Source organism: Wolbachia endosymbiont of Drosophila tristis, assembly GCF_028981745.1.
Taxonomy (GTDB): Bacteria; Pseudomonadota; Alphaproteobacteria; order Rickettsiales; family Anaplasmataceae; genus Wolbachia; species Wolbachia pipientis.
In genome coordinates this window covers 27,831-54,814 of the sequence record NZ_JAPQLN010000114.1, presented here as the reverse complement: position 1 = coordinate 54,814, position 26,984 = coordinate 27,831, and the positions used below count along the sequence as shown (strand labels likewise).

The following is a 26,984-nucleotide window of genomic DNA, read 5'->3' as shown; positions in this document are numbered from 1 at the left end:
TCAAGCGTTTAAAACATAAAAAACGCCAATATTTTAAAGCGGATAATAACCCCAGGGCTTCTTTTGCCTTTTTTTTCATTTGGTAAATTTCTTAATATTTACAGCTAAACAACAACCGTCATCCCTAAGTATCCCGCTGCTTGTTAGCGGCTGAGATACCGCGAATGAATCGCGGTATGACGGTTCGCGGCAGGATGACGATAAGCTCGTCATCCCACTACTTGTTAGCGGCTAAGAGATACCGCGGCGGTATAGCTATAGGATGACAAAAAAAGGGCACTGTGACGAACTTAAATCACAATTATCAGTTAATGCGGCATTATAAAAAACGCCAAACTTTTTTCTGCTTTTATGCAAGAAGTCTAGTCCATATATTCCTCCCACTTCTCCGCGACTTTCCTTACTATTTCCTCACTCATCTCAATTTTCTTTCCCCACTCTCGTTTGGTTTCAGGCGGGATTTTATTTGTCGCATCAAATCCCATCTTACCTCCAAGTCCACTTTCAGGGGAAGCAAAGTCTAAATAATCAATAGGTGCATTTTCTATCATGATTGTATCACGCACAGGGTCCATCCTTGTTGACATTGCCCACATCACTTCCTTCCAATCACGTACATTTATATCATCATCAACAACGATAATAAACTTCGTGTATAAAAATTGCTTTAGAAAGGAAAGTATGCCCATAACAATTCTTTTTGCCTGCCCTGGATAGGATTTTTTTATCGACACTACCGCTATTCTATATGAGCAACCTTCCGGTGGCAGATAAAAGTCCACTATCTCTGGAAATTGATTGATAAGAATGGGCACAAAAATTTCGTTGAGTGCTTCACCAAGAATCGATGGTTCATCAGGTGGCTTGCCAGTGAAAGTGCTGAGATAAATTGGATTTTTGCGCATAGTAATTGCAGTAATATTAAATTCAGGAAATTGCTCAACAGAATTATAGTAGCCAGTGTGGTCTCCGTATGGCCCTTCGTCTTGATAGCTATCCAAACTCACATAGCCTTCCAGAACGATTTCTGCGTGAGCTGGCACTTGAAGTGGAATAGTCTTACAATTTACAAGCTCAAGCGGCTTCTTTCGCAGTAGTCCAGCAAATTGGTATTCTGACAATGTTTCTGGCACTGGAGTTACCGCAGCAATAATCGTTGCAGGATCACTACCGATCACAGCAGCAGCAGGAAATTTCATATCTCTGCCTTCTTCCTTCCAACGCTTATGGTGAGTTGCGCCACCTCTTTGTGCAAGCCAACGCATTAGTGTTGTTTTTTTATCTATAACCTGCATACGATATATTCCAAGATTAAAATTATCTTGCTTTTCTTTCGTGGGTCCTTTTGTTACCACAATCGGCCAGGTGATAAGTGGTGCAGGTTCATTTGGCCAGCATGTTTGAATGGGCAGTAGACTTAGGTCCACTTCATCTCCGGTTAGCACTACCTCTTGACATGGAGCCTTGCTCACGACTTTACTTCGCATCGATAACACGACTTTCAACAAAGGAAACATTTTTATAGCATCCTTAAAGTTTTTTGGCGGCTCAGGTGATTGCAAAAATGCTAAAAGTTTACCAAGATCTCTTAGTTCATCAGGATTTATGTTCAACCCCAATGCAATCCTCTTAATAGTACCAAATAAATTCACCAAAACTGGAATCGAATTTTTGCCATTTTCTGTGATAACATTTTCAAAAATGATCGCTGGCCCTTTGCTTGACAAAACTCTGCGATGAATTTCTGTCATTTCAAGAACTGTTGAAACTTCCTCCTTAATCCTAATCAGATCTTTTTTTTCTTCTAAGGCTTTGATGAAGTCGCGTAAGTTGTTGTACATATTCCAGTTTTTAAAATTTTAAGTTTATATCTAGTTTTCAAGCACTTTATTGAAATTTGACCTATGCACTGTCTAGCGAGCTTTCAGTTAATTTGAGATCAAATCTTCATATTGCTTACTAAGTTTGTATTTCCTTCCTCTATTGGAAAAATCTACAATCTTGATAAACCCCATTTCCACCCACTTTTTACAAAGTTGCGCACTGGTACGAGGCTTAAAATTAAATAGTTCGCCAACCTGACTAGCTGTAATAGCGGAAAACTCCTGGAAGAGCTCAAGAGCTTTGCGTTGTTTAGGATCAAGCTTACGTATAAGATCAGTCTGATCAGTGTGGTATTCTTCTTCATTTATACGTTGTAAAACGTTCTCAAATGAATTTGCCATACCTTCTACGAAATACTCCACCCACTTAGTGATATCTGCTTCAGCTCGTCCCATATAATAATTGTGCGATGGACCTACACTGATTGCCTCATAATAAGCTCCTAGATTCTTAGCATAATATTCTTCCAATGAATAAAGTCCTTTTAGGTCATACCCACCAAGGTGTAAAATTAATGTAGTCAACAATCTTGCAGTACGACCATTACCGTCATAGTAAGGGTGAATTGTTACAAATTGATAATGCGCAATACCTGCAATAATTGGGCAAGGCACTTGCTCACTGTTACGAATCCAATCAATCATACTGCTCATGAGCTTTGGTACATCCTTTGCTTCAGGTGGCATATAAATTATTGCACGTGTAAGACTATCGCGGATAACATTTTGACCATCACGATAAGGTGTTGATTTTATTTTAGATTTTCCACTTGCTATTACTAGAGCATGTAGTGTTTGAACAGCTTTCTCAGTAATGGGTATTCTCCTTGCTGCCCATTGTTCAACTTGAGTTAAAGCTGCATAATATCCTTTAACCTCATTTTCATCTCTCCTATATTTTGGAAAGTGGCTTTTACCACTTAAAACCTCTTCAATCTGTTTAGGTTCAAGTCGATTTCCTTCAATCATAGTAGAATAGTGTGTGGTATAAAGCCGTGCAGTTTCACGAAGAGACAAAAGCATTGATACAGTGAGCGGCAAATGTAACACTTTTTCTTTTGCTGCTTCAATCCTTATAAGACAACTAGCAATTTTAGAAGTAATCGTATAATTTGGCATCGGCATAATATCTGCATTACATTACTTCTATATTATGCTGATAAAATGCAGATAATACAACATTTACACGACGCCGACCATAAACAGCAATAAATTCGGCTGATTGAGAAAGAAGTTTGTCTTGTAGAATAGCTATTTCTTTTTCTCTACCAATTATTGGCTCGTTCATATGTTTATTCCGCGGAAAATTATACACAGCGGAAACAACTTAAATCTACGCTCCGCGCGCCTCTGCTACCAAGTCTTCTGATGAACTTTGTGGTAATGTGCTTGAGTTTTATTGTGTAAAGTTTGCATTTGAGGCAAAACTGGTTATAAAATACACTTGATATAAATGTTTTTATATATTAACATTAGATGCTTCTTTTAATATATAGATAAATGTGTACTAAAAGTTTTATATTGTAGGTTTTTAAATAAATTGTATGTCTAGAATATCGTTTTTATTAATTTTAATAATAGCAATAGCAAGCTTGCCGATAATAAACAATTGGCTTTCAAATCGCAGCCAAATGCTAAACGATGATTATATAGGTGAGAAATTAGATAATTATATAAGCAGAAATTTTGATAAGATCGTAAAAACTCTCAAAGAGGAGTCGATTAAAAGTAGTTACGCTGCTCGAGATAATGTAACCAAAAGTAAAATTTCACAATACAAGGATCAAATATTTGACCTTACTTATCCTTACTCCGGAAATGAAAATAGTAGTGTTATAGCTGTAGGCTTCCTTGACTATTCTTGTGGACATTGCAAAGCTATAAAGAATGATATAAAGCAGTTAATTAACGACGGCAAAATTAAGTATATCTTTAGGGATGCTCCAATACTTGGTAACGCTTCTTTAAAGGCAGCAAAAAGTGCTTTAGCTGTCTATTTTCTCGATAAAGAAAAATATTTCGATTTTCACCATGCTGCTTTAAGTCACAAAGGAGAATTTTCAGACGAAAGCATATTGGATATAGTGAAAAACATAGGGATTGATGAGGACGATTTTAATGATTCCATAAAAGATAACGCGGACAAAATTGAGCAAATGATAAACAACAGTAGGCTTCTAGTAAGAGATTTGGGAGTAGGTGGTACACCTTTTTTAATAATTGGAGATAGCCTGTTTGTAGGAGCAACTGATTTGAATGTATTACGCAAAAAAGTAGATGAATTAAGTCACAAGCAAGGCTAGTTACAGTTTGCCATAAAATTTTATTTTTTTGCTTGACAACTCAAATGAACCTGAGTATAGTAATTGTGGGTGTGACAGCAGTTTAACTCAGTAGTCTCATCCACTTTCCATAGCGTCATTTACTATGTGAAACGCTTTCAAATTACAACATTTTCTTCAACCAAACTATTTTACTTTCACAGGAGGACATATGTCATTCACAGAAATTAGATTTCCAGAAAATATATCTTATGGTTCCACTGGAGGACCGGAATTTTCCACTGACGTTGTAACAACTCACAATGGTTGTGAACAGCGCAACATCAATTGGTCTCATGCACGCACTAGATACAACATAGCTTACGGGGTCAGATCAAACGAGCAGCTACTAGAACTAATAACATTTTTTCATGCACGAAAAGGTAAAGCAATAGGGTTTCGTTTTAAGGATTGGTCGGATTTTATAGCCATCAACCAAGAGATTGGTATAGGAGATAACAAAAAAACGACTTTTCAGCTAATCAAAACTTATGTAAGTGGGGAAGATAAGCATATACGTATGATCAAAAAGCCAGTGCATGGGACAGTAAAGATTTATTTAAATGGTAAAGAAGAGAGTGAATATTCAGTAAATTATTCAACGGAAGAAATAACATTCATGAAACCGCCAGTAAAAGATGCAATAATCACTGCGAGCTTCGAATTTGATGTGCCCGTGCGCTTTGATACAGATTACTTAAACGCTTCTATTGATGACTATGGAAGCAATAGCTGGAATAATATCCCCTTGGTGGAAGTGAAATTTTAGTTATAAGCGAGCATAGATCCACATCATAGTAGGGCTACTAGTCTACCATAAATTGAAAAATTAAGCACCACTGAGGCTCTATACCTAAATGAGCCTCAGTATATGCAATTATTTTAAACTTTATCACCAGCTATATACTACAATGTTGCTGAGCTTTGCTAACATTTACACTTGAAGCTTGGGGAGATTCTAACTCAGTGCTTTTTTCTTCCTGCAAAATAGAAAGCTTCAACAACTCCTTTAGAGTTGATTTTGCAAGTGTTGTATCATCTTTGTTTAAGATGTAGTCTAGCATGCCGTTTTTCTGTAAGAGATTAACAAAATATCTATCTTCCTCATTAAGAACCTCTATCTTGTTAATACAAGATAATACTAAATCCGAATTCTTTGTTGCTAAAATTCCATTCAAAAAGATATCTAATTTTGTTTTATCTTCAGTTAAGTCTTCAGCTAACCTATTTCTGATATTCTCATTGTCAAACACAATGTACTCGAGGTACGAGGAAGGCTCAATAAGTATAAAGTCCTCTAAAGGCACTAGTTCTGGATAGGTGCCAGCGTAATCAAGTATGCCACACTCAGTAATACACCCTCCTTTTCTTATAACACAGCAATTGAGACGACCATGATACATTGATAACAAAGAAAAAAGACGTATTATACTTGTACCTCTATCTTTCATTTCCTCGAAAAGCTTCCTATCATTTATTAATTTGTGCAAAATGTAATCCATAGCAGGACCTGATTTGCGGAAACGAAACATATTATTCTCTTCAAAAATGGCCTCAGCTAATTCGATAGATTCTTTATCCTCATCTACAAAAGCTTTTTCATTTCTATTTAACTGTATGATCTCAGCTTTGCTATCTCTGCGTAGACCAGTTCTCCTTATTAACATCTCAAATATTTTTGTATTCATATATATCCTATATTAATTAAAGCAAATATTAATAATGTTTACTTTTTAAATAAAAATAAATGAAAATTTTAATAAAAATTAAATTTTTTTTAATAGAATAAAAATCTTTTATATTTGCTTGAGTACCAAAAGGGCTTTATTGGTGTAATGCGTTTTCTATTGCGCCTGGCTGCAGTGCCCAGCGTCAAGATCTGATGAACAATGTTCGCTTGCCAGCTTTCGCTTCAATATTTGCACAATTGTGCTAGATCCCCTGCATAACCTGCTTTAAAATCTCCTCCTGCTGCTGAGTGTGAACACTAACATAACCACATGCAGGAGATGCAGCAGCAGGTCTTGCGATACACTTAGGTCTTTTTGCTTGGATATCGAGATTAGATAACACTTCTTCTATCAATGGGTTGACAAAAAACCATCCTCCCATATTTTTTGGTTCTTCTTGACACCATATAATTTCAGCGTTTTTGTACTTTTCAAGTTCATTACTTAGTTTATCTGCAGGAAAAGGATAGAATTGCTCCAAACGTATTACTGCTATATCGTTTATTTTTTGTGCTTCACATATGTCGTAATAAAGTTTACCACTGCATATTACAACTTTACGTATTTTATCATTCGAAACTAAACCTGTTCTACATTCTGGAATTACTGTGAGGAATTTTCCTTCAAAATCAGATAGGTTAGATACTGCTCTTTTGTGGCGCAGTAGCGATTTAGGTGTAAACACTACCAGAGGCTTACGAAAGTCTCTATGCATTTGTCTGCGTAAGACATGGAAGTAATTCGCCGGAGTGGAACAATTAACTACCTGCATATTATCCTCTGCGCAGAGTTGCAAAAATCTCTCTATACGTGCGGAGCTATGCTCAGGTCCCTGTCCTTCATAACCATGAGGCAGCAATAAAACTAGACCGCTTGATCGCAACCACTTTGTTTCTGCAGATGCGATAAACTGGTCGATCATAATTTGCGCACCGTTTGCAAAATCACCAAATTGTCCTTCCCAGAGCACCAGTGAATACGGAGAATCAAGACTATATCCATATTCAAAGCCCATTACAGCATACTCAGATAGTGCGCTATCTATGACCTCAAAGTGAGCTTGCTTTTCATTTATATTGTTTAGCGGAATAAATGCTTCTTCTGTTACCTGATCAACAAGCCTTGAATGACGGTGCGAGAAAGTTCCACGACCAGAGTCTTGTCCTGATAAACGCACTCCTATTCTTTCTGTGAGCAGTGATGCAAACGCAAGACTTTCGGCAGTTGCCCAGTCTATATTACTACCAAAATTTATGCTGTCTATTCTGCCATCGAGTATTTTTCTAACCTTATTGTTAATGTTAAAGTTACTTGGGATATTGCTATTTATACGCACACCTAATTTTTTCAGCTCATCTGGCGAAACACCAGAATCCGTGTAGTATTCGCTCAAATCGTTCAGCTTTGCTCTTCTTAATTTTGACCACACTCCACCGAACCAGTCAGCTTTTTTTGGAGTGTAAGCCGCTGATTCAGCAAGACTTTTATCTAATTTTGCCCTGAATTCACTGCGCAATTTATTTACTTCATCGCCATCTAATACTTTCTCTGCAGTCAATTTTTCTTCATACAATGTTCCAGGAGTTTTATGCTTTGATATCGCCTTATACATAAGTGGCTGAGTGAAATTCGGTTCATCACCTTCATTATGGCCATATTTGCGGTAGCACATTATGTCAATTACTACGTCCTTTTTAAATTTCTGCCTATATTCCATCGCCAGACTTGTAGCAAAACTCACAGCTTCCGGGTTATCTCCATTGACGTGAAACACTGGAGCTTCTATTGATTTTGCTATATCAGTGCAATAAAAAGAGGATCGTGCGCAACATGGGTTAGCAGTAAAACCAACTTGGTTATTAATGACAATGTGCACAATGCCATCCACTTTATAGCCTTCAATATTGCTTAAGGTTAAAGTTTCAGCAACCACTCCTTGACCGATGAAAGCCGCATCACCATGAATTGATATGCCAAGCACAGATCTTATATTCTGTTTTGCTCTTATTCTTCCAGCCAAAACCGGATTTACCGCTTCAAGGTGAGATGGATTAGGGCATAAACTTAAATGTATTTTTTTGCCACCTGAAAGTGCTCGATCAGAAGAGTAACCAAGGTGATATTTAACATCACCGGACACCTCAAGACCACTTGGGTATGCAAGATTGCCTTGAAATTCAGACAGCATTGCCGCATATTCTTTCCCCATCACTTTGGTTAGAACATTGAGTCGTCCGCGGTGAGCCATGCCAAGGACTATTTCTTCAATACCAAAAACCGTAGAATCACTAATGATTTTTTCAATTGCAACGATAGCTGATTCTCCACCTTCAATAGAAAAGCGTTTATATCCAGGAAATTTCATATGGAGAAATTGCTCGAACATCTCAGATTCGATCAAGTGCCTCAGTATTTCCTTTTTATCTTGTGAACTCAGCGTATAGGTTTGATTTTCGATCTTTTCCTGCAGCCACATCCTCTCCTCATAAGAGGAGATATGCATAAATTCAAAACCGATGTTCTTGCAGTAAATATCTCTATAGATTCGAGCGTCACTTGCCGGATATAGATTCGAATATTTCTGATAATCTACTTCCTTATTCACATTGGGTAATAACGGATTAAGATCCGCAAAAAAATGACCGTAAGATCTGAAAAAATTTGCTAAACTAGAAACTGAATCATCCACCTTAGTTACATGTTGTGCACCGCAGGTCTCCGCTTTATTAACTTCTAAATTGCTTGAAAAAATTCTATACCAATCCTCCCCGATTGATTTATCACCCTGCAAATAACGGCTATACATTTCTTCCACAAATTCTGCATTATCACCATAAAGGCAGCTTAAACTCGACATAATCACTATAAAAAGTATCAAATACTTATAAGTATAACTTAAGTTTTTTAAAAAAGAACTTTTTTAGTTTCTATACGTCATACCGCCGCGGTATCTCTTAACATAGATCCCGCTAACACGTAGCGGGATGACGATTGTCAGGGTGTCATCCTAGTGCGTGATACTGGTTCACTCTATAATGGCAGCGCCCCTATGGTGTCATCCCAGTGCCCAGACTACTTGGATCCAGAAAAAAGAATGGTGTCATCCGAGTAGCTGACACTGGGATCCAGAAGACTTAATTTCAACCAAGTGGCTGCATAATAAAGGCTAGATCCCAGTGTCACGCACTGGGATGACAAGGTATAAACCTTATCGTCACGCCGCCACGAACCGTCATACCGCGATTCATTCGCGGTATCTCAGCCGCTAACAAGAGATCCCGCTAACACGTAGCGGGATGACGATTGTCAGGCCAGCGCCCCTATAATGTCATCCGAGTAGCCGACACTGGGATCCAGATTGGATACTGAGTTGGTGAGTATAAAAGTATAGCTTCTACGTCATACCGCCGCGAACCGTCATACCGTGATTTATTCACGGTATCTCACATAGATCCCGCTAACAAGCAGCGGGATGACAACAATCCTACGTCATGCCGCGGTATCTCTTAGCCGCTAACAAGCAGTGGGATGACGAATTACTTAACCATCATCTACACCGTCATACCGCGATTCATTCGCGGTATCTCTTAACATAGATCCCCTACTATACCTTAACATAGATCCCGCTAACAAGCAGCGGGATGACGAGCTTATCGTCACGCCGCCGCGAACCGTCATACCGCGATTCATTCGCGGTATCTCAAAGCATAGATCCCGCTAACACGTAGCGGGATGACGATTGTCGGTGAACTTAAGTTACTTTAGCCATAAATATTGAAGAAATTTACCAAACGAAAAAAAGGCAAAAGAAGCCCCGAGTAGCGAGTTTTGACTCTATATTACTGTAAGTGGCGCTGTAATAATGTGCTGACGCTTAGTTTAAGCGCGGTTTGGCTGAATGTAGAAAAAATTTAAAAGACATGCAGCCGCTATAATTTTATGTAATCCGCCAAAAAATACCCTGAGTTTTTTACTGAATTTTGTCATTGAGCCTGCAGGTCAAAAACAAGTTTTGAGTCATAAATACCCTTAATGCTATAATAAGGGCGCTGGAGGAGTTTATCAAGGAAGTTTTTTCGTTTCTATGAGCTACTTGGATGACGAGAAAGGAGCACTTACATATTTATGGCAACCTCATTACCTACGCTCAAAAAGTTTTTCAATATCACTGAGTTTCATTTCTATATAAGTTGGTCTTCCGTGGTTGCATTGCCCGGAATATGGGGTTTTTTCCATTTGTCTAAGCAGCACATTCATTTCTTCTAATCGCATTTTTCTACCCGCTCTAATTGATCCATAACAAGCGATAGTGGCCAATATTTTGTTCACTTTATCTTCTACTGGCAATGTATCTTCTATTTCCGTTAATCTATCGACTATATTAATTAGCATCTCTTTCACATCTATTGCTCCCAAAATTGCAGGGATTTCTTTTACTATCACTTTATTTTCTGGTTTGATCTCAATATCAAAACCCATTTCAAATAACTTATCTTTATAGATTTCAATCATCTCCATTCCGGCTTGATTTTTGATTTCAACCGTTTCAGGAAGAAGTAGTTTTTGTCTTTTTACACTTGATTTTTGTTTTAAGCATTCATATACTAGCCTTTCGTGGGCTGCATGCTGGTCGACTATAATCAATTTGTCTCTTACCTCAGCAATAATGTAAGTATTATAGACCTGACAGCGTGCAAACCCGAGCGGGTGGCTCTCTATCAAATCAACTTGCTCTAACACCTTTTTTTCTAGAACCATAGTCTCCGCTTGTGATGGAAATTTCTGTATGCCGGTATAATCAAACGATTTTGACTGTTCTGATAAGCCTTTTGCTTTTTCATTTGGAGAAGCAAATTCTTTTATTAGTTGATTTTTAAAAGGACTTGGTCTTTTTTCATAAAATTCTTTTTGAACATTAGGTTTATCAAAAGGATCCGGCAATGTTGAATCCATTTTCTGGTCATGCGCTGGAAAAGTGCCTATCCTTCTTGACAATGCTTTAATTAATCCTCTTGTCATTATCTCATATATGAGCTTCTTATTCTGAAACCTTACTTCTGACTTATTTGGATGCACATTTACATCTACTTGATCATAAGGTATCTCTAAATGTAACGCTGCAAAAGGATACCTATCGCTTGGAATAAAATCATGATATGCATACCTAACTGCGCCAATAAGTAAATTATCTTTAATTGGCCTTCCATTAACAAACGTATAGATCTGAGTGGACTTACCACGATTGACGGTCGGCTTACAGATGTGTCCCGTAAGTTTAATGCCGTCTTCTTCATTGATCTCCAAAGAATTGCCCTGAAATTCTTCTTCTACTTCACACAATCTATGAAATAACGAAGTCTGCTTAGCGTATTTTAAGAGCTTTTTATTACCTGAAGTGAGAGTAAACCCTATATGATAGTTAATCATTGCTAGGTTGTTTACAATATCAACAATGCTTTGAGTTTCTGCTCTTTCAGTTTTTAGAAATTTTAGTCTATTTGGAGTGGCAAAAAATAAATCTCGTACTTCAATATGTGTGCCTTGTGATAAAGAGTAAGGAGTTTGCTCCCCTATTTTCTCTCCACCCTCATAACTTATAGACCATGCTTCATTTGCTTCTCTTGCCTTAGACGATAATTTTATCCTACTTACTGCTGCTATTGAAGGCAGAGCTTCTCCTCTAAAGCCAAGATGCTTGATTTCTATCAACTCATTGTCGCTCAATTTTGAAGTAGCATGGCGCATAAACGCAAGTTCTAAATCGTTTTTTTCTACTCCGTTACCATCATCTGTCACAATAATAAGGTTACGCCCACCACTTTCTATTTTAATCTCTATTTCTAAACTTCCAGCATCTATTGCATTTTCCACTAATTCCTTTACTACACTTGCTGGCCTTTCTATCACCTCCCCCGCTGCTATACGGTTTATGGTTTTTGTGTCTAAAAGAATTATTGCCATAGATTTATTATGAAACTGGTTTTTCTTTTACTTCTTTGGTCTGCTTCTCTCTCCACTTTTTTAACCTACCTGCAATTTCACTGTTAGAAATTGACAATATAGATACGGCGGTAATGGCAGCATTATGTGCTCCATTTTCCCCTATAGACATGGTTGCAACTGGAACACCCTTTGGCATTTGAACTATAGAGAGTAGGCTGTCCAGCCCATTTAATTGTTTACTATGCACAGGAACGCCGATAACTGGTAAACAAGTTAGTGACGCAACCATACCAGGTAAATGAGCTGCACCTCCTGCACCAGCTATAATAACCTTAAAACCTTCTTCTTGTGCAGATTTAGCAAAATTGAAGAGCCTTTCTGGTGTTCTATGTGCAGATATTATGAATATATCATGTGAAACTTCTAATGCTTTTAACATATCAACAGTATGGACCATAGTGGTGTAATCTGACTCACTTCCCATAATAACAGCAACATCTTTTTTTATTTTTGTCATATTCAACACAATTTTACTTACTAACTAAATAATGTTCCAGCTAAAAAGCAACAAATATTTAAATTATATTATAAATATAATATATAGAATTCTCGTTAAAATAGAAATTTTAAAAATTTAAATAAATATTTATATTAAGATATAGAGATATAAACTTCTTATGTAAGATAAATTTATAAAATAATTATTTTTGTATTTCAAGCTTTGTAATCTTAGCTTGTTCTTTCTATAAATGGTTTTTTCAGATAGACTGATGGTAAAATGGTAATTTAAAATTACTAGAAATTTGATAAAAATATTAATATATAATCAACTTAAAGTTTTAAATATTGATATCATATAATTATTGACAAGTTACATGATATTAATATCTTGGTATATTAAATATTATGTTATAATATTTAATAAAGTTAATTGATATGTGAGTGTAAGAATTATGGAAATAATATCGTTAAATAACTTAGACAGTGCAGGAATAAAAACAAAGTTGCTTTATATAATAAATAAAATTATAGAAAAAAATGCTTGGACTCAGGCTTTTGCAGCTGAGAAACTTGGTATTGATCAGCCAAAGGTATCGCAAATTAAAAATGGTAAAATAGATGGTTTTTCTTTAGAGCGATTGTTCGGATTTCTAAAAAAACTTGATCATGAGATAACAATCACGATGACAGAAAGCCAAGAAATAAAATCTGAGGCAGAAAAAGTAAAACATGAAGTTGAATCGCAATAGATACAAAGTTGACAACTTGTTTTTTGTGATATAGTATAAAACTTATTAAGGTAGTATCTTATGGCTGAGTCTATTGTAGAAAAGTGTATAGAACGGGTAAGTAACCGTTTCAAATTGGTTCTGTTGGCAAGTCAAAGAACACATGATTTAAATACAGGGGCAAGTAATCCAATTCAAGCAGCTAAGTTTAAAGGTCATAAAAATACCATAGTTTCCTTACATGAAATAGCAGGAAAACAGGTGGATACTCATGAGCTGTTTAGCCTTTTGGTAGGTAGATGCAAGGAATACATGAAAGGAAATATGAATAATGTTTACAGCAGTAATACAAGTAAGCTAGCGAATTTATTAAATTTTTCTGATAACACAGATCTTGATGCAAGTCAAGAAAGCCAAGATTATGAAGTGGATGATGAAATAAATGATCAAGATGGCGATGAAGAAGTATCCGTTTAGAAATCTACTGAAGTCACATAGTCTTTAAATGATTTGCATTGCTATCTATACACTGTTGTTCTGTATGAGTGTAATGTTGTGTTGCATAGTGTCTAAGTCAAATGATGTGTACAATAAGGTTTTAGCGTTCAATAATTTCTCAACGCAAGTAGTTGTACTTATAACAGCAATATCAATCATTCTGAATAATTTTTTTTTAATTGATATAGCATTGTTGTATGCTAGCGTTAGCTTTATATCAACTATAGCACTAATGAGATTAATGTTGTTTTGATAATTTATGATAGGATCCATTTTCATATTTTTAGGTATTTGTTTGATAATTATTTCAAATATAGGGGTGATCAGATTTCCTGATTTCTATACTAGGTTACATGCAGCAGGTATTACAGATTCTAGCGGTGCAACGTTATTGTTAATTGGTTTTGCTTTGCAGAATGGATTTTCAATCAATACTGTTAAAATAGTATTATTAATTTTTATAATATGGGTAGCTAACTCAACTAATAGCTATATTTTAGCGCGCACTCATTATAAAGTTAAGAAAAAAACTGTTAAAGAAGGCTAAGGTGTTAGAAATATTAAATGTAGTGTTACTTTTGTTGTTACTAACAGTTACGGTTTTTATAGTTTTCTCGCGACATTTAGTCGTAAGTGCTGTTCTAATGTGTGTATTTAGTTCACTGATTGCGCTTATATACTTAATTATGAATGCACCTGATGTTGCAATTACTGAAGCTTCTGTTGGTGCGGGGCTCAGTACAGTTTTTACGTTTGCAGCACTCTCCTTGATAAAGAATCATAAAGTAAATCTATCTCATAACCCTATAACGCTTTTTTTTATGTTATTTCTGGCTGTATGTTTGTCATATTTTATGATTCAATTGCCAGATTTTGGCAGCCACAATGCTCCGATCCACTTGCATGTTGCTCCTTATTATGTGGAAAATACCGAAAAAGCTACCGGTATTCCTAATATAGTGACAGCTATTTTGGCAAGCTTTCGTGGTTATGACACGTTTGGAGAAACTATAGTAGTTTTTACTGCTGCGCTTTGTATAACGTTGATATTAAAAGAAGAAAAAGAAAATGATTAAAGATCCGATATTAAATGCAGTAACATTTTTGATGATACCTTTTATCATTTTATTTGGTTTATACATACAATTTCACGGTGATTACACTCCGGGTGGAGGTTTTCAAGCAGGAATAATTATTGCCTCCGGGATAATATTATATTCAATGCTATTTGGTGTATCTACAACTCTAAAAGCAATACCTTATTCTGTGATTAGATTGACTAACGTGTTAGGTATTTTAATTTATGGAGGAACGGGCGTTGCAACAACTTTACTTGGCCAAAATTTTTTATCTTATGATATCTTGTTAACCAATAATAGAACCGGTCAAAAATTAGGTATTTTTTTGGTGGAATTAGGTGTAGCATTTACTGTCTGCTCCTCTATGTTAATTATATATATAAATTTTGCTCGTAGGAAAAAACAATGACTTTATATAATTATACGATTATTATTGTATTAATGGTGCTAGGTTTATATATTATTATAAACGATAAAAATTTAATCAAGAAAATGATAGGGGTAAGCGTCTTCCAAGCATCTGTTTTGTTATTTTACATATCTCTAGGATATATAAAAAGTTCCTTGCCTCCTATATTGGTTTCAAATTTTTATTCATATAGCAATCCTATACCCCATGTTTTAATGCTTACTGCTATAGTGGTTGGAATTGCAACATTTTCAGTTGGATTATCCATAGCAGTAAAAATGGAAGAAAAGTATGGAACAATTGATTAAGACAAGTGTACATAAATTAACAGTATCTTAAACTATATGAAGTAACAAATAGCCACAAGTTAAAAGTAAAATTATAGACTTGCTCGTTGTAAGTTTGTTTGTTAATAAGAAATAAAATTATAAACTATAAAGGTAATGATGTCAACTATTAATGATGCAGAAGATAAGAAAAAAATTATCAAAGATCTGGTAACTAAGAGTATAAAAAAGGGTGGTTTTATCACCTTTGATGATATAAATGATAAATTATCAGATGAAAATTTTTCGTCTGACTCTATAGATGATGCTATATCTTTATTGCAGGATTCCGGAATTAATGTGCTTGAAAGTAGCGAAGATGAAGAAGATATTCCTTCCAACAGTGATGATAGTAAACTTGATGATGATGACACATCGCCAAATGTTACTGCAACTTTAGTACAAAATGATGATCCAGTGAGGATTTATTTACAAGACATGAGCTCCGTAAAGCTTTTATCAAGGGCAGATGAAATCGAGATAGCAAAAAAAATTGAATCTGGAAAGCATAACATGTTACGTGCAATAATTGAAACATCAGTAACATTAAAGGTGATAAAAGTATGGCGTGATGATTTAAGTAATGGAGCTCTCTTACTGAGAGAAATTATAGATCTGGATGCAATTTATAACTCTGATTTTAATGTGGTACCCAAAGAAGAAAGTGAAGAGAGTGAAGAAAGTGCTGAAGATGTTGAGGATTCTGAGGATGTTTCTGAAGATGCTGAGTACTGTAGTGATGATGAGAAAGATAGTAAAAAAAGTGATGATGAGAAAGACGGTAATAATGAAGATATAAGTTCAGTCAATTTAAATGTTTCTATTCTTGAAATGGAAAGTGACTTATTGCCAAAGGTCATAGTTGCATTGGATGAGATAATTACTTTAACAAATGAAGCGTTGATATTAAGAAAAAATTCTAAAAATTTCTCTAATGAGCTAGAAAATTTGTATAATCAAATATGGTCTATAGCATTACAAATTAAGTTAAGTGATGCTGCTGTTGCCAGAATTACACAAGAACTTTATAAGATAAATAGATCCATTACGCTTGAAGAGGCTAATCTTATTGCTGAGGCTAGAAAATACGATATCGATAGAGAAAGTTTCTATAAAGTTTATGATGACGTGCTTTTAAAGCACGAATTGAAAAAGATAAGTCTTTTAAAGATCAATGAAAATCAGTCCTCTTTTACAGGTGAATTAAAAAACAAATTTTTAAGGTTTATAGACGATAACTCTGAACATATAGCTAGTACCTTGAACGGTATTAAGCAGCATATACAGGAAGATAACGTACAAGAATTTAAGGAGCTAATCAAGAGAATACAAAAACACGAACGAGAAGTCTCTGAAGCAAAGCAAGAAATGATTAAGGCTAACTTAAGGCTAGTAGTTTCCATTGCTAAGAAGTATTCAAAAAGAGGCCTTGATCTGCTTGATTTGATACAAGAAGGCAATATTGGTCTTATGAAGGCCGTGGATAAGTTTGATTACAAACGTGGATATAAATTTTCAACTTATGGCACTTGGTGGGTAAGACAATCAATCACTAGAGCAATACCTGAGCAGTCTAAAGTAGTTAGAATACCAGTTCATATGGTGGAAATTATCAGTAAAATCAACAGAGCATTAAGAAAGATGACTCATGAGATGGGAAGAGAGCCGACGTTAGAGGAATTGAGTGTAGAACTGACAATGCCACTGGAAAGAATACGCAAAGTTATGAAAATAGCAAGGGATCCAGTAAGTCTTGAAGCTCCAACAGGAAAAGATGATAGTAGTACCTTTGGTGATTGTATAGAAGACAAGCGAGTCTCCAGGCCAGAGGATGCTGCAATACTTGCTGACTTGCGTGGCATTACAACCAATGTTCTTGCAACTTTAACACCAAAGGAAGAAAGAATTTTAAGAATGCGTTTTGGCCTTGGTAAAGATGGGAAGGAACATACCTTAGAAGAAGTAGGAAAAATTTTTAATGTAACACGTGAGAGAATTAGGCAAATAGAGGCAAAAGCACTGCGCAAGTTGAAACATCCAAGCCGTGCTAGAAAACTTAGAGGGTTCTTTTAAGTATACGTGTCAAGTTAAGAAGAAGCTGATTTTGCCCGGAAAAAGTGGAGAGCAAGTTAGGCCAAAGTTGTATAATTTCACCGCTATTTTTCTTTTTCTATGAATCTAATGAAACAACATGCTAATCTACGGTAAATATTATGACAAACAAAAATGACAATTCTAATTCAAAGTATAGAAATTTTTATGTTCTGGGTGATAGCTTATCCGATAATGGCGCAATCATTGGAATTTTAAATAATTTATCCTTTGCAAAAAGCGTAAAATTTGATGATCCTTTTTATCAAGGAAGATCTTTTAGCAATGGCCCTACTGCTGTTGAATATATAGCAAAATATTTAGATTTAGATGAATTTAAACCTGGGTGGAGTTATTCATTTTTTGGGAGATGCCACGAACAGCAAGGTCAGAATTACGCAGTTTCATATGCAACAGCATCTGAAATTTTTGACCCTATTTTTTCTTATTTCTTCAATAAATTTCGTTTAGCTAACCAGCTAGATGCGGTAATTAAACATCATCCAGATATAGGTAAAGAAGATTTATTTTGCATCATAATCGGCGGAAATGATGTTATGGTTGCCACTGCTTATGACGATACTAAAGCGGAAGAAGTGTTGGAACAAGCAGTGAGTGAAATATGTAATGCACTTAAGGTTCTAAATGAACATGGTGTTAAGCATGTAGTTGTTGCAAATGCACCTGAAGTTGGCTCAATACCAGCTTTTAATAGAGATGAAGAAGCAAGGGAACTAGCTACAAAGCTCACGGAGAGTTTCAATGCAAAACTGGCTAAAGGCTTAGATTATATGAAGAAAAGTACAAATCTTGAAATAAAAGCATTTGATCTTAACTCTAAAATGAGAAGTATGTTTAGCGAATACAAGAGCAAAGGTTTAAATTGTCAAGATGCATGCACATCGAACATTGCAGACCAAGTTGGGAGATTTAAAGAAAATATAAAAATACTCTTAAAGTTGATATTTAAAGGGGAACTTGACGTTCACTATAACCCTGGGTGTAGCAAAGAAACACTAAAGGATTATTTCTTTTTTGATTATTTCCATCCAACTGCGGAACTTCATCATGAAGTTGGTAATGAAGTGTATGAGTTGATTTGACACAGTTTTTTGAACATATCCTTTTAAATAGTAACCAGACTGCATTCTGTGATTTTTAGCAAAACACGATCTTTCATTTGAGCTTTCTTCAATTTAAAATAAATACAGAAAATTGCTGCCTATAGCTAAACTGACTTAGATTTACCGATAATTTGAAAAACCGTCATCCCGCTACTATATAGTTATTGATATATATTTTCTTTTAAGCTCTTGGTTTTGATCGATAAATGTAATCATTTCATCTTCTAAAGTTTTAATTTGATTACGTAAAATTGCAAGAAGTTCCTCTATTTGTTTGATTATAGATGTATCAGTTACCTGTTGGATTTGGGTTTTTTGTATTTTTGCTATTTCTACAAGTTGGTTTCTACGAGATAATTTTTGTTTCAAGCAATCAATATTACCATTACTAACTGTTAAAGGAGTAACACGCATATCTGTATTATTAATATAACGTGAGATGATACTGCAGTCTATTTTATCAGTTTTTGTAGTAATACCAAGGCTTTTAGCATAGTCTCTCCCACCTTGGTTGAATGACGTACACCTCAAAACCATTGCTTAGTAAAGTATAGGCACATAATTTTTCGTATCCACCAGTTGCCTCAAGACCAATTTTGGTTACATTATGCAAACGTAAAAAGTCCAGCATTTCATCAATGGATTGTACATTGTTTTCAAATATTTTATAATGCTCAAGTGGGTGAATGTGGAGATCTAATTTACTTTTGCTAACATCAATGCCAGCAATAATGTTTGATGAATTCATAATTCCTCCGTAATAATAACATATACTGCATTTTCCAGCCTTATATACGAGCCTAAAAGCTCAATCAGTTGTTCGGAACTTTCAGTATAATAAACCAGAGAAGAGAACCTTGCTGAACAACGATTCTTATAATCAAGGGGCGTGACGATTCCTCTTCTCTGTGTGTCTTTAATCTCACTACTTTGATATTTATAAAGACTTGTTCTTAACATATAAGGGAAGTGTCCTCTAGGTGAGATTGTGGAGCATTCGTTGCAGCACTTGGCTGTTCAATTACGCTAGTTGATTCTTTAGGTATACTATTTCCTTCAAAATTTCCATCTTTTTATTATGTTCTCTTTAGCATTTTGAGAGTGAATTATTCTAGTTTTGATATTTAAACGTTTTGTATCTGCTGTAATGATTTCACTTCCAGTTTGCTATTCTTTACATATTGAATTGCAAGCACTAACGCTTTACTTCCGGAAGCTGTGGTGCTGTAAGCTATATTTTGCAAAATAGCAGTTCTCCTGATATCTTTGCTGTCTGAGACTGACTTTACACCTTTTGAAGTATTAATCACTAGATTTATTTTTCCATCTTTGAGCATATCAACTATGTGGGGTCTGCCTTCTCTTACTTTATTTACAGCTTGTGCAGCAATGCCGTTATTGTTCAGATACGAAGCTGTGCCTTTGGTGGCATATATTTCAAAACTCAGTTCTTTCAACATTCGTGCAACTGGCAATATATACTTTTTATCATCATCTTTTACTGAAACCAGAGCTGTTCCTTCTGTTGGTAACTTGTATCCTGCAGCCATGTGCGTTTTTGCAAGTGCAGCTTCAAATGATGAGTCAATTCCCATCACTTCTCCTGTTGATTTCATTTCAGGACCAAGTAAAGTATCAACTCCTGCAAAGCGGGTAAATGGAAAAACAGCAGCTTTAACTGCAAAATGATTGAAAGGCTTGTTTTCCTGATTCAATTTTTTACCCAAAATAACCTGAGTGGCAAGCTTTGCAATAGGAATATTGATTACCTTGGAAATAAAAGGAACGGTTCGACTAGCCCTTAAATTCACTTCAAGTATGTATACATCACTAGACCTCTTGCATAACTCGATTTCTGAAGGCAATTTTGTCGTCAAAGCTTGTCTGCGCTCCTCAAATACATTCGAGTATTCTGTGGTGCTCATCTGCACTTTTCCTAAAGATTTCTCATCACAAACAGGTTCTGCAAGAGGTCTATTCTCTTGAACAGCAAACTGAATGTTTATCAGACCTTTCACTTTTAATGCTAATGCTATTCTCTCAGTTTGGAGCTCGATCTCTTTTATTACTTCGTCACTCAATGTATTTGTCGGTATTGAGCATGTTGAATCACCAGAGTGGATACCAGCTTCTTCAATATGCTCCATGACCGCTGCAATGAAAACTTTTTCCCCATCACATACAGCATCAACGTCAACCTCAACTGCATTGACTAAAAATTTATCAAGAAGCAGCGAACCATGCTCAAAGATTTTAGTTTGATCTAAGACGTACTCTTTAAAGCTCTGAGTATCGTGTCTAATCGACATAGACTGACCGCCGAGGACATATGATGGCCTGACTACTAGTGGAAACCCCACCTTTTCTGCGTTGGTTAACGCTTCTTCTACTGAATGGCAGATAGAATTTTCAGGTTGTTTTAAATTAAGTTGCAAAGCAAGGTTTTTAAACCTCATGCGATCTTCTGCAAGGTCAATAGAATCAAACGAAGTTCCCAGAATTTTGAAACCTCTCTCGTTAAGCACTTTGGCTAACTTTAAAGGTGTTTGACCGCCTATTTGAACTATTACACCAACCAGTGTGCCATTTTCTTGCTCTTTACTTAGTATTTCAAGCACATCCTCTGCAATGAGTGGTGCAAAATATAAACGATCAGCGGTATCGTAGTCAGTTGAGACAGTTTCGGGATTACAGTTGATCATTATTGTTTCATACCCCATTTCTTTGGCGGCAGAAGCTGCATGTACGCATGCATAATCAAACTCAATACCTTGACCAATGCGATTTGGACCACTTCCTAAAATGACAACCTTTTCTCGGTCAGAAATATTCGCCTCACATTCCGTTTTATTTTCAACATCACCCTCATAGCAGCCATACATATAAGCAGTGCTCGATTCAAATTCAGCTGCACAGGTGTCTACGCGTTTATAAACTTGTTTAATGCCAAATTTTTTTCTTATTTCTTCGATTTGTTTTACTCGATCTCCAGCGTGTAACGCTGGCTGGATCCCAGTGTCACGCACTGGGATGACATTAGAGGGTACTGGAATGACAGAGGTAGGTCTATTACTTAACTTTGCTAATCTTGCATCTGAAAATCCCATTTTTTTCAGCTCTAACATTTCGTACGCAGTTCCAGGAAATCCATTTTCCTTGATTTTTTGTTCAGTTAATATAATTTGCTGTATATTTTGCAGAAACCATAAGTCATATCCTGTAATCGAATTTATTTCTTCTATGCTAATTCCGTGGCGCATTGCGTCAGCAGCAATCAGTAATCTGTTTGGTAGCAATTTTGCTAATTGAGATTTTATGTGATCAATATCAATGTTCTCAGGAAATACTTCATCAAGTCCTGTAAAATCAGTTTCAAGTGAACGGAAAGCTTTCTGTAGTGACTCATTAAAAGTGCGGCCTATAGACATCACTTCTCCCACTGATTTCATGGAGGTTGATAATTCACAATTCGTCCCCTTAAATTTCTCAAACTCAAATCGAGGAATTTTAGTGACGATATAATCAATCACTGGTTCGAATGCTGCTGGTATTATTGGAGCACAGTCGTTACGTATTTCGTCGAGCGAATAGCCAATAGCAAGTTTAGTTACAACTTTTGCAATAGGATAGCCTGTTGCTTTCGAAGCAAGTGCAGAAGAACGAGAAACCCTTGGATTCATCTCAATCACAACGAGGCTTCCATCTTCTTTAGGATTCACTGCAAATTGAACATTTGCACCACCGGCACTAACATCAATTTCTCTCAGCACTGCTATAGATGCATTTCTCATCTGTTGGTATTCTACGTCACGCAGAGTCAAAGCAGGAGCAACCGTAATACTATCTCCGGTGTGCACTCCCATCGGATCAACATTTTCTATCGAACAGACTATTATGCAGTTATCTTTACAATCGCGGATAACTTCCATTTCATACTCTTTCCAGCCGATAATTGATTCATCTATCTGAACTTCATTTATTGGCGAAATTTTGAGAGCACTTTCTGCGATATTGAAAAACTCCTCTTTATTATATGCTATGCCACTACCTGCACCACCAAGAGTGAATGATGAACGAATGATTGCTGGTAATCCAACGTAATCCAAAGCCTTTTTTATTTGTTCTTGATTTTTTATAATGATACTTTTGGGGTATTTCAGTCCTATTCTATCCATGGACTGACGGAATAACTCTCTATCCTCTGCTTTTTTTATTGCTTCTCTATTTACCCCTATTAATTCTACGTTGTATTTGTCTAACACTCCATCATCTGCAAGTTTTATTGCACAATTGAGCGCTGTTTGCCCGCCCATTGTTGGCAATATTGCGTCTGGCCTCTCCTTAATTATAATTTTCTCTATGATTTCAGGCAGTACCGGCTCAATATACGTCGCATCAGAAAACTCAGGATCTGTCATTATAGTTGCGGGGTTGGAGTTAACCAAAATGACTTTATAACCTTCGCTTTTTAATACTTTACAGCTTTGCGTTCCGGAATAATCAAACTCGCATGCCTGACCTATAACTATTGGGCCTGCTCCTATTACTAATATAGATTCTATATCTGTGCGTTTCGGCATAATTACAATAACGGTCTCTATTCAAGTAATGTTACCAATCTTTCCTGTATATGTGAATTTTTATTAAACCTATTAGCTAATTACTTTTAGGCTTGACGCATAACTGTACGAACATTGCAATTTGCGTGGCAGATTCCAGTGCTTGACACACAGCTGTACAAACATTCATTTTTGAAGGTAAATTGCACAGCAAATGATGTCATTCAAGTAGCTGACACTGGTTCCTTTATGACGGCAGTGCCCAGAGGTGTCATCCCAGTCTGGGATCCAGAAAACTTAACTTTAAATAAGTGGCTGCATAATAAAGACTAGATTCCAGACTGGAATGACACCATAGAGGCACTGGGATGACATCCTTCCTAGTGGAGATTACTCTCAAATCACAATGTTCATACAATTGTGGGCTTAACGGTATCTTTGCAGATACTATGGTAATTTATTCGGGAGATTTGCTGAGCGGTAAGATTTTTCCTGATATGCTGCAGTCTTCAGAAGCTAATTCCACAAATTTATCTGTTAGTTTATCAGGTGACACCAATTCAGATCCAGGAAATGCCTGCTCACTACCCACAGGTCCTTCCGTGTATACAGCATTTACACATAATTTTGTATGTTTTGTCTCAGATGCATATATCTGCACCATTATTTCTAGTGCAACTTTACTTGCAGCATACGGCATCCAATATGGATAAGAGGAAGGAGAAAGTGTCACTTCTGAGGTCATGAATATCGCTCTTCCAGCATTAGACTTTTTTAGCATTGGATCTAAGTTTTTTAGTAAGTACCAATTGGCAGTAAAATTTGTATTCATTACGTTCTGTAGCTCTTCAATCTCACAGTCATGAATGGGGTTCAGTTTGCCTAAAATTCCAGCACACGCAACTAATATATCAAGTGCTCCAGATTCTGATAATTTCAGGCTTTCTATCATGTTTGTCAGTATCTTTACATTCTCAAAGTCTAAAAGATCAAGCTGAATTAGTTTCACAGAGCCTTCTTTAAATTCTTCAAGCTCTTCAATTTCATTATATAGTGGCTTGAGATTATCAAGAGATCTTGAAATCAGAATCACACATGCACCTTCTCTTATAAACCTTTTTGCAACAGCAGAGCCTACTCCACCTGAAGCTCCGGTGATTAAAGCTACTTTACCTTCTAACTTACCCATTTCTTTCTCCTTAGCGAGATTCATTGAAATATTTTAGCTGAAAATTGAATTTTGCTCCATATATAAAAATCAAACTTAGCATATAAAAAAATAGTAATGACACTACCACACCACCTAAACTTCCATATATCAAATCCAGTTGGTCAAAGGAAGCTTTTAAGTATTGCTTAAAAGCTGAAGCAGAAATCGTCCAAAGAATAACAGCTACACAAGATCCAGGAAATACGTCTGATAAATTTTGTTTTATGTTTGGCAACATAAAATATAGCCAAGAGACTACTGTGAAAAGTACAAATTCAATAAGTAAATACCTAGTATAACTTAGTCCCTGATAGGAAAAATCAATTAGCATTGGTACTAGTGTAGAAAACACTATAGTTAGAGTTATAATAAGCGTGATTACTAAAAATTGTAATATACTTAGTACTCTTCTTAATATATAAGGCGGCAAAACCGGAACTTTATAGGCCTTATTGAGTATTGTTCTAAGCCCTTCAATTGTCGATGAAGCGGTCCAAACAGCACCTACAATTGCTAAAGTTAGTAAGCTTTGCGGCGGGCCTGATATTATCTCCCTAATACGCGGCATCAAAGATGATAAAATATCCTGTGGCATGTTATCAATGATAAATACCCAGCCAATGTTGTACTGGTCTAAAAAATTTGCAAATGTTGACGCCACAGCCATTAAAACGATGAGAAAAGGAAATATTGATAACAGAATTAAAAATGATAAATACCCTGCATGCTCCACTCCATCATTATAAATTGTGTCAATCAAAGCACGATAAAGACAATAAACGATGCTGTAAAATTTCTGTGGCACTGTAATATAAACGAACCAAGAAAAGTATTCTAAATGAAATAAAGGATACTTTTAAGCAAAAAAATCCTCACCATTTACTTAAATTTAATCAAAATGGTAGATAATCCAGCATTAAATAGAAATTATCGGAGGCATAATGAAAAATTTTCTTCTACTTGTGGCATTAATTCTCTCCTTTGCATTTGATGCAAATGCTCCTCCTACTACTTTTGTTGATACAAATGACACAACATCATCGGTGATATGCAAGATAATAGGCTATACTCATGGCATAGGTGGACCAATGATCACAATAGTGATAATAGGTGCAGCGTTGCTTGCAATATTCGGCAGAATGCCGTGGCCAGCGCTTTTTGCACTCGGTGCATTTACTGCTGTGTTTTTTGGCGCTCCTGTAGTCGTTTCAAAAATAACACCAGGAGGTGTGATTTGTCAAAACGGTGCAGTAGCGAATAAGCCATAGAAATTATTGGAGGCATAATGAAAAATTTTCTTCTACTAGTGGCGTTAATTCTCTTCTTTGCATTTGATAATGCTTTTGCTAGCAGTGTTACTGATGACGCAACGTCAAATACAATATGCAAAATAGTAGGCTATACTCACGGCATAGGTGGACCGATGATCACAATAGTAATAATTGGTGCAGCATTGCTTGCAATATTTGGCAGAATGCCGTGGCCAGCGCTTTTTGCACTCGGTGCATTTACTGCTGTGTTTTTTGGTGCGCCTGTAGTTGTTTCAAAAATAGTACCAGGCGGTGTGATTTGTAAAAATGGTGCAACTGCTTGCCCTGATGGTAAAGTATGGAATGCAACAACAAATACATGCAACTAGGCACTAAAATTTCAGAAAAACATTAGCTAAATGGTGCTCCTTAAAGGAGCACCATTATTCCACAATTGTATAAATGTTGTCCAAGTGAATAACACTGAGATCCGGGAATTTTTATAAACTGATAGGATGACAAATTTACTAGAACCCTCACCATTTACTTCAATTTAATCAAAGCGATAGATAATCAAACATGAAACAGAAATTATAGGAGGCGTAATGAAAAATTTTCTTCTACTTGTGGCGTTAATTCTCTCCTTTGCGTTTGATGCAAATGCTAATACTAGTGGTGGCACCACCAACACCGTTTTTGTTGATGAAAGTGATATAACATCATCAGTGATATGCAAGATAATAGGCTATACTCACGGCATAGGTGGGCCGATGATCACAATAGTGATAATAGGTGCAGCTTTGCTTGCGATATTTGGCAGAATGCCATGGCCAGCGCTTTTTGCACTCGGTGCATTTACTGCTGTGTTTTTTGGCGCTCCTGTAGTCGTTTCAAAAATAACACCAGGAGGTGTGATTTGTGAAGACGGTGCAGTAGTGAATAATCCATAGAAATTATAGAAGGCGTAAACGTAGTTTTCTTTACTTGAAAGTGGTAAGTTTTACCACTTTCAGTGTCTATAACTACCTAATAAATTCTCTTTCTGTAATCATATCAGTTAAAGTCTGGATTCCAGCGCCACGCGCTAGAATGACAAGGCTGATCGTCATGTCACCGCGAACCGTCATACCGCGATTCATTCGCGGTATCTCAGCCGCTAACAAGTAGCGGGATGACGGTTGTCGTTTGGCCATAAATATTTAAGAAATTTACCAAACGAAAAAAAAGGCAAAAGAAGCCCTGGTCATTGTCTATTTTCAGTATTGGCGTTTTTTAAGTCTTAAACACTGCAATTTAGCTGCTTTTAAATGCAACTCACCTTAGTTTAAATGT

26 protein-coding genes and 1 pseudogene are annotated in these 26,984 nt (G+C 36.1%); 15 read left to right on the top strand and 12 right to left on the bottom strand.

Annotated features, from left to right (window positions below; translation table 11 throughout):
• Positions 1-362: 362 nt before the first annotated feature.
• The 3 genes from OZD64_RS06675 to OZD64_RS06665 all read right to left on the bottom strand — a co-directional run bounded on the left by OZD64_RS06675 (position 363) and on the right by OZD64_RS06665 (position 3,171).
• On the bottom strand, positions 363-1,841 hold the full coding sequence (locus OZD64_RS06675; RefSeq protein ID WP_038198474.1) for a UbiD family decarboxylase: 1,479 nt from the start codon (positions 1,839-1,841) through the stop codon (positions 363-365).
• Between the two features lie 87 nt (positions 1,842-1,928).
• The gene (locus tag OZD64_RS06670) at positions 1,929-3,002 is read right to left on the bottom strand and encodes a Fic family protein (RefSeq protein ID WP_233395584.1); all 1,074 of its coding nucleotides are present in this window, start codon (positions 3,000-3,002) and stop codon (positions 1,929-1,931) included.
• A 16-nt stretch (positions 3,003-3,018) separates the two neighbouring features.
• On the bottom strand, positions 3,019-3,171 hold the full coding sequence (locus OZD64_RS06665) for a hypothetical protein (protein ID WP_010081826.1): 153 nt from the start codon (positions 3,169-3,171) through the stop codon (positions 3,019-3,021).
• A 256-nt stretch (positions 3,172-3,427) separates the two neighbouring features.
• On the opposite strand from OZD64_RS06665, the gene OZD64_RS06660 reads away from it, so the two are divergent.
• Together OZD64_RS06660 and OZD64_RS06655 are read left to right on the top strand one after the other, a co-directional pair.
• On the top strand, positions 3,428-4,186 hold the full coding sequence (locus tag OZD64_RS06660; RefSeq protein ID WP_010963174.1) for a DsbA family protein: 759 nt from the start codon (positions 3,428-3,430) through the stop codon (positions 4,184-4,186).
• Positions 4,187-4,376: 190 nt separating this feature from the next.
• Positions 4,377-4,973 carry a TIGR02217 family protein gene (locus tag OZD64_RS06655; RefSeq protein ID WP_038198465.1) on the top strand — a complete coding sequence of 199 codons (597 nt, stop codon included), beginning with the start codon at positions 4,377-4,379 and terminating at the stop codon, positions 4,971-4,973.
• A 130-nt stretch (positions 4,974-5,103) separates the two neighbouring features.
• Here the strand turns inward: OZD64_RS06655 and OZD64_RS06650 are convergent, their stop codons facing one another.
• The 4 genes from OZD64_RS06650 to purE all read right to left on the bottom strand — a co-directional run bounded on the left by OZD64_RS06650 (position 5,104) and on the right by purE (position 12,394).
• A complete protein-coding gene (locus tag OZD64_RS06650) occupies positions 5,104-5,892 on the bottom strand; it encodes a hypothetical protein (RefSeq protein ID WP_038198464.1) in 789 nt (262 codons plus the stop codon).
• A gap of 244 nt (positions 5,893-6,136) precedes the next feature.
• Positions 6,137-8,791 (bottom strand): 2-oxoglutarate dehydrogenase E1 component, encoded by a 2,655-nt coding sequence (locus OZD64_RS06645; RefSeq protein ID WP_274999556.1) that lies wholly within the window; start codon positions 8,789-8,791, stop codon positions 6,137-6,139.
• Between the two features lie 1,280 nt (positions 8,792-10,071).
• Positions 10,072-11,895 carry a DNA mismatch repair endonuclease MutL gene (mutL, locus tag OZD64_RS06640; protein ID WP_274999555.1) on the bottom strand — a complete coding sequence of 608 codons (1,824 nt, stop codon included), beginning with the start codon at positions 11,893-11,895 and terminating at the stop codon, positions 10,072-10,074.
• A gap of 7 nt (positions 11,896-11,902) precedes the next feature.
• Positions 11,903-12,394, bottom strand: a complete 492-nt coding sequence (purE, locus tag OZD64_RS06635) for a 5-(carboxyamino)imidazole ribonucleotide mutase (RefSeq protein WP_179943748.1) — start codon at positions 12,392-12,394, stop codon at positions 11,903-11,905.
• Positions 12,395-12,830: 436 nt separating this feature from the next.
• Between purE and OZD64_RS06630 the strand changes: the two genes are divergently transcribed.
• The 9 genes from OZD64_RS06630 to OZD64_RS06590 all read left to right on the top strand — a co-directional run bounded on the left by OZD64_RS06630 (position 12,831) and on the right by OZD64_RS06590 (position 18,612).
• The gene (locus tag OZD64_RS06630) at positions 12,831-13,127 is read left to right on the top strand and encodes a helix-turn-helix domain-containing protein (RefSeq protein WP_038198452.1); all 297 of its coding nucleotides are present in this window, start codon (positions 12,831-12,833) and stop codon (positions 13,125-13,127) included.
• Positions 13,128-13,187: 60 nt separating this feature from the next.
• The gene (rpoZ, locus tag OZD64_RS06625) at positions 13,188-13,583 is read left to right on the top strand and encodes a DNA-directed RNA polymerase subunit omega (RefSeq protein ID WP_151807669.1); all 396 of its coding nucleotides are present in this window, start codon (positions 13,188-13,190) and stop codon (positions 13,581-13,583) included.
• Between the two features lie 28 nt (positions 13,584-13,611).
• On the top strand, positions 13,612-13,857 hold the full coding sequence (locus tag OZD64_RS06620) for a monovalent cation/H+ antiporter complex subunit F (protein WP_007548527.1): 246 nt from the start codon (positions 13,612-13,614) through the stop codon (positions 13,855-13,857).
• 6 nt (positions 13,858-13,863) lie between these two features.
• The gene (mnhG, locus tag OZD64_RS06615) at positions 13,864-14,151 is read left to right on the top strand and encodes a monovalent cation/H(+) antiporter subunit G (protein WP_006279703.1); all 288 of its coding nucleotides are present in this window, start codon (positions 13,864-13,866) and stop codon (positions 14,149-14,151) included.
• 1 nt (position 14,152) lies between these two features.
• Positions 14,153-14,680 (top strand): DUF4040 domain-containing protein, encoded by a 528-nt coding sequence (locus OZD64_RS06610; RefSeq protein WP_015589497.1) that lies wholly within the window; start codon positions 14,153-14,155, stop codon positions 14,678-14,680.
• On the top strand, positions 14,673-15,092 hold the full coding sequence (locus tag OZD64_RS06605) for a Na(+)/H(+) antiporter subunit B (protein ID WP_006279705.1): 420 nt from the start codon (positions 14,673-14,675) through the stop codon (positions 15,090-15,092). Before OZD64_RS06610 ends, OZD64_RS06605 begins: the two co-directional genes overlap by 8 nt.
• The gene (locus tag OZD64_RS06600) at positions 15,089-15,400 is read left to right on the top strand and encodes a cation:proton antiporter subunit C (protein WP_006279706.1); all 312 of its coding nucleotides are present in this window, start codon (positions 15,089-15,091) and stop codon (positions 15,398-15,400) included. The genes OZD64_RS06605 and OZD64_RS06600 overlap by 4 nt, the downstream gene beginning before the upstream one ends.
• Before the next feature lie 138 nt (positions 15,401-15,538).
• Positions 15,539-17,491 carry an RNA polymerase sigma factor RpoD gene (rpoD, locus tag OZD64_RS06595; protein ID WP_274999554.1) on the top strand — a complete coding sequence of 651 codons (1,953 nt, stop codon included), beginning with the start codon at positions 15,539-15,541 and terminating at the stop codon, positions 17,489-17,491.
• Between the two features lie 140 nt (positions 17,492-17,631).
• Positions 17,632-18,612, top strand: a complete 981-nt coding sequence (locus OZD64_RS06590; protein ID WP_010082050.1) for an SGNH/GDSL hydrolase family protein — start codon at positions 17,632-17,634, stop codon at positions 18,610-18,612.
• Between the two features lie 180 nt (positions 18,613-18,792).
• Here the strand turns inward: OZD64_RS06590 and OZD64_RS06915 are convergent.
• The 3 genes and pseudogenes from OZD64_RS06915 to carB form a co-directional block, all read right to left on the bottom strand.
• Positions 18,793-19,381 (bottom strand): annotated as a pseudogene (locus tag OZD64_RS06915) (IS110 family transposase); the annotation flags it as partial.
• The gene (locus OZD64_RS06575; protein WP_080717592.1) at positions 19,378-19,593 is read right to left on the bottom strand and encodes a hypothetical protein; all 216 of its coding nucleotides are present in this window, start codon (positions 19,591-19,593) and stop codon (positions 19,378-19,380) included. The gene OZD64_RS06575 and the pseudogene OZD64_RS06915, both read right to left, overlap by 4 nt.
• Before the next feature lie 164 nt (positions 19,594-19,757).
• Positions 19,758-23,213 (bottom strand): carbamoyl-phosphate synthase large subunit, encoded by a 3,456-nt coding sequence (gene carB / locus OZD64_RS06570; protein WP_138265033.1) that lies wholly within the window; start codon positions 23,211-23,213, stop codon positions 19,758-19,760.
• 171 nt (positions 23,214-23,384) lie between these two features.
• Here carB and OZD64_RS06565 point away from each other — a divergent pair, with 171 nt between their 5' ends.
• Positions 23,385-23,525: a hypothetical protein gene (locus OZD64_RS06565; protein WP_186799898.1), complete on the top strand. Its 141-nt coding sequence runs from the start codon at positions 23,385-23,387 to the stop codon at positions 23,523-23,525.
• Positions 23,526-23,649: 124 nt separating this feature from the next.
• On the opposite strand, the gene OZD64_RS06560 is transcribed toward OZD64_RS06565, so the two are convergent.
• Positions 23,650-24,405: an SDR family oxidoreductase gene (locus tag OZD64_RS06560; protein WP_022626173.1), complete on the bottom strand. Its 756-nt coding sequence runs from the start codon at positions 24,403-24,405 to the stop codon at positions 23,650-23,652.
• Positions 24,392-25,207, bottom strand: a complete 816-nt coding sequence (locus OZD64_RS06555; RefSeq protein ID WP_274979346.1) for a YihY/virulence factor BrkB family protein — start codon at positions 25,205-25,207, stop codon at positions 24,392-24,394. The genes OZD64_RS06560 and OZD64_RS06555 overlap by 14 nt, the downstream gene beginning before the upstream one ends.
• Positions 25,208-25,343: 136 nt before the next feature.
• Between OZD64_RS06555 and OZD64_RS06550 the strand changes: the two genes are divergently transcribed.
• The 3 genes from OZD64_RS06550 to OZD64_RS06540 all read left to right on the top strand — a co-directional run bounded on the left by OZD64_RS06550 (position 25,344) and on the right by OZD64_RS06540 (position 26,602).
• Positions 25,344-25,670, top strand: a complete 327-nt coding sequence (locus tag OZD64_RS06550; protein ID WP_010081966.1) for a TrbC/VirB2 family protein — start codon at positions 25,344-25,346, stop codon at positions 25,668-25,670.
• Positions 25,671-25,687: 17 nt separating this feature from the next.
• Positions 25,688-26,041 carry a TrbC/VirB2 family protein gene (locus tag OZD64_RS06545; RefSeq protein ID WP_010081965.1) on the top strand — a complete coding sequence of 118 codons (354 nt, stop codon included), beginning with the start codon at positions 25,688-25,690 and terminating at the stop codon, positions 26,039-26,041.
• Between the two features lie 216 nt (positions 26,042-26,257).
• Entirely contained in the window at positions 26,258-26,602 is a 345-nt protein-coding gene (locus OZD64_RS06540; protein ID WP_038198436.1) for a TrbC/VirB2 family protein, read from the top strand.
• Positions 26,603-26,984 lie beyond the last annotated feature (382 nt).

What these genes read in the sequence shown, in the direction of transcription:
- OZD64_RS06620 (WP_007548527.1), top strand. Translation starts at nt 13,612, where the DNA reads ATGATTTGCATTGCTATCTATACACTGTTGTTCTGTATGAGTGTAATG.
- rpoD (WP_274999554.1), top strand. Translation starts at nt 15,539, where the DNA reads ATGTCAACTATTAATGATGCAGAAGATAAGAAAAAAATTATCAAAGAT.
- purE (WP_179943748.1), bottom strand. Translation starts at nt 12,394, where the DNA reads ATGACAAAAATAAAAAAAGATGTTGCTGTTATTATGGGAAGTGAGTCA.
- mutL (WP_274999555.1), bottom strand. Translation starts at nt 11,895, where the DNA reads ATGGCAATAATTCTTTTAGACACAAAAACCATAAACCGTATAGCAGCG.
- OZD64_RS06545 (WP_010081965.1), top strand. Translation starts at nt 25,688, where the DNA reads ATGAAAAATTTTCTTCTACTAGTGGCGTTAATTCTCTTCTTTGCATTT.
- OZD64_RS06630 (WP_038198452.1), top strand. Translation starts at nt 12,831, where the DNA reads ATGGAAATAATATCGTTAAATAACTTAGACAGTGCAGGAATAAAAACA.
- OZD64_RS06645 (WP_274999556.1), bottom strand. Translation starts at nt 8,791, where the DNA reads ATGTCGAGTTTAAGCTGCCTTTATGGTGATAATGCAGAATTTGTGGAA.
- OZD64_RS06540 (WP_038198436.1), top strand. Translation starts at nt 26,258, where the DNA reads ATGAAAAATTTTCTTCTACTTGTGGCGTTAATTCTCTCCTTTGCGTTT.
- OZD64_RS06670 (WP_233395584.1), bottom strand. Translation starts at nt 3,002, where the DNA reads ATGCCAAATTATACGATTACTTCTAAAATTGCTAGTTGTCTTATAAGG.
- OZD64_RS06575 (WP_080717592.1), bottom strand. Translation starts at nt 19,593, where the DNA reads ATGTTAAGAACAAGTCTTTATAAATATCAAAGTAGTGAGATTAAAGAC.
- carB (WP_138265033.1), bottom strand. Translation starts at nt 23,213, where the DNA reads ATGCCGAAACGCACAGATATAGAATCTATATTAGTAATAGGAGCAGGC.
- OZD64_RS06605 (WP_006279705.1), top strand. Translation starts at nt 14,673, where the DNA reads ATGATTAAAGATCCGATATTAAATGCAGTAACATTTTTGATGATACCT.
- mnhG (WP_006279703.1), top strand. Translation starts at nt 13,864, where the DNA reads ATGATAGGATCCATTTTCATATTTTTAGGTATTTGTTTGATAATTATT.
- OZD64_RS06660 (WP_010963174.1), top strand. Translation starts at nt 3,428, where the DNA reads ATGTCTAGAATATCGTTTTTATTAATTTTAATAATAGCAATAGCAAGC.
- rpoZ (WP_151807669.1), top strand. Translation starts at nt 13,188, where the DNA reads ATGGCTGAGTCTATTGTAGAAAAGTGTATAGAACGGGTAAGTAACCGT.
- OZD64_RS06590 (WP_010082050.1), top strand. Translation starts at nt 17,632, where the DNA reads ATGACAAACAAAAATGACAATTCTAATTCAAAGTATAGAAATTTTTAT.
- OZD64_RS06655 (WP_038198465.1), top strand. Translation starts at nt 4,377, where the DNA reads ATGTCATTCACAGAAATTAGATTTCCAGAAAATATATCTTATGGTTCC.
- OZD64_RS06675 (WP_038198474.1), bottom strand. Translation starts at nt 1,841, where the DNA reads ATGTACAACAACTTACGCGACTTCATCAAAGCCTTAGAAGAAAAAAAA.
- OZD64_RS06560 (WP_022626173.1), bottom strand. Translation starts at nt 24,405, where the DNA reads ATGAATCTCGCTAAGGAGAAAGAAATGGGTAAGTTAGAAGGTAAAGTA.
- OZD64_RS06665 (WP_010081826.1), bottom strand. Translation starts at nt 3,171, where the DNA reads ATGAACGAGCCAATAATTGGTAGAGAAAAAGAAATAGCTATTCTACAA.
- OZD64_RS06550 (WP_010081966.1), top strand. Translation starts at nt 25,344, where the DNA reads ATGAAAAATTTTCTTCTACTTGTGGCATTAATTCTCTCCTTTGCATTT.
- OZD64_RS06650 (WP_038198464.1), bottom strand. Translation starts at nt 5,892, where the DNA reads ATGAATACAAAAATATTTGAGATGTTAATAAGGAGAACTGGTCTACGC.
- OZD64_RS06600 (WP_006279706.1), top strand. Translation starts at nt 15,089, where the DNA reads ATGACTTTATATAATTATACGATTATTATTGTATTAATGGTGCTAGGT.